2 protein-coding genes are annotated in these 2,107 nt (G+C 43.9%); both read right to left on the bottom strand.

Translation table 11 applies throughout. The features are described 5' to 3' along the window. The coding region (locus AC1DPZ_RS26020) for an alpha-L-fucosidase (protein ID WP_477408969.1) at nucleotides 1-804 on the bottom strand (804 nt) is incomplete at its 3' end. A 221-nt stretch (nucleotides 805-1,025) separates the two neighbouring features. Further along, a partial coding sequence (locus AC1DPZ_RS26015; protein ID WP_477408967.1) for an SGNH/GDSL hydrolase family protein occupies nucleotides 1,026-2,107 on the bottom strand: 1,082 nt, incomplete at its 5' end.

Below are 2,107 nucleotides of genomic sequence, written 5' to 3'. Positions count from 1 at the left end.
CCATGGTTCGTCCATATTCAGCTTACCTATAGTTTGCTCGGGGGTTAAAAAATCGCCTACCGCATCGCCGCCAAGCTTATCGCTTATTTTTCCAAGCCTGTTGTTTACAACTACATTAGCATCAACGCTTTTAATGTAGCTGTAAATTTCTTTGCCATCTTCTGTTGTCCATGGCTTTTCCCAATAACCATCAAACCAAAGCATAAAGGGGTGGTATTTGGTAATCACTTCCTTCAACTCGTTTTTCATGCGGGTTTTAAAAGCAGTCATATCCCCTTTCCTGGCATTTATTTCGGGATGATGAGGGTTGTCTATCGGGTAATCCTGGTCATGCCAGTCGAGCACAGTCATATAGATGCAAAAGGTAATACCTTGTTTTTTACAGGCTTTGGCCAATTCCCCAACGAGATCTCTTTTAAAGGGCGATTTGGAAACATTATAATCCGAATAAGCGCTTGGCCATAGCAAAAAGCCATCATGATGTTTGGCGGTGATGGTGAGATATTTCATACCTGCATCCTTAGCCGCCTTTACCCAGGCATCGGCATTAAATAATATGGGGTTAAATTCGTGGTAAAGGTTATCGTAATCTTCCTCGGGCACCTGGTCGTTGCGGCTCCAACCTATTTCGGTTCCGCGCTGGGTAACCGGGCCAAAGTGGATAAACATGCCAAAACGTTTATCCATAAACTGATCAATAACCGCTTTTGGCGTTTTAAGCGATGCGCTTATTTTTGCCCGCTGGGCAATAGCGATGCATGTACTTAATAAAAGGACTGTTATAAGCCCTGTTTTTCTTTTCATAATATGGTTTTAATAATTAATTGGCTGTATAAAAATGATAATCCGATGTAGAGACCCAATATTTTACGTCTCCTCCATGCAAATCCAACCTGACATATCCACGCGTCATTGCGAAGCAATCCCCGCCTTACAGAGAAACCTTGCAAATCCGGTCTGCATAGTTTGGGATTGCTTCGTGCCTCCTCGCAATGACGGTCGATTTATTTATTTTTAGACAGCTTCTAAGACTTGTTCACAAAAAAGTTAACAATCCTACAGGCATGACCTTTGCTTGCGTTGTTTTTGCTATTGCTTATTTTAATTTTTAAAGTATGGTTACCATTACCCAGGTTGTCGCCCAACATATGGTAAACCCCAAGGTGTATCCAACTATAATACTGGGTTAACAGGTCAAGCTCTTTATATGCTGCATTATCAATTGAGTAGGATATAGTACCTGCATCAGGCCCTGCAACTACCGCAATACCAACGGCTGTCCCTTTAAAGGGCAAAGTTAGTTCGCTGCCTGGTTCGGTCGAGATCAGCATCGGCACATCAACAAAACCAGGGCGGGTTGAAAGGCCATCTTTAGGGTTCCATTTGGTATCGATAGCCCATCCTTTATCCAATTTGGCGTTAGTGACGTTGTAATAGCTGCCATTTTCATAACGCGCTTTATCTATCGGCTTTGGCAGCACAACTTTAACAGGTAATTTGTATTCAGTATTAATACATTCCTGCAACAGCGCTTTGATGGTTTCAAAGTAGATCTCCTGGCCGTGGTACCAGGGGTGAATATCTTTAAAATCATCGGCCCAGGTGAGTTCCCTGTTCCTGATCTTATCGTTAACCTCAAGTGCCAGGTTTACATAGGGCAGGTTGTAATGAGTGGCAGCCAACTGATGGTTTAACAACTCGGGCGATACCTTGCCTTTAGCGTAATTATCTATTTTTTGAGGGTCGGCAAAGGCCATGTAAATAACATCCATCGCGGGATTTGCCAGTTTTGCATGACGAACGATCCCTTCCAACGAGCGAACCTGCGTGGTGCTGTCGGTTCCCCGGTCGTTCACTGCTGCTTCAAAAAAAAGCAGGTCGGTTTTGCCCGAATCAAGGATATCCCGCTGCAGCCTGAAAGCATGCGGCAAGCTACCCAATGACGGAATACCTGCAGCTATAAAATGGAAATCGGTTTCGGGATAAGTTTCCCTCAGGTACGTGCATACCTTGTTACGCCAGCCGGGATTAAAGGTGATTGAACCGCCGAGGAAAGATACCGTTGCTTTTTTCTTAACCGTTACCGCATAGTAGAAATTGTTAAGCC

Source organism: Mucilaginibacter sp. P4_G9 (genome assembly GCF_056400985.1).
This window is presented reverse-complemented; position numbering and strand designations above follow the sequence as displayed.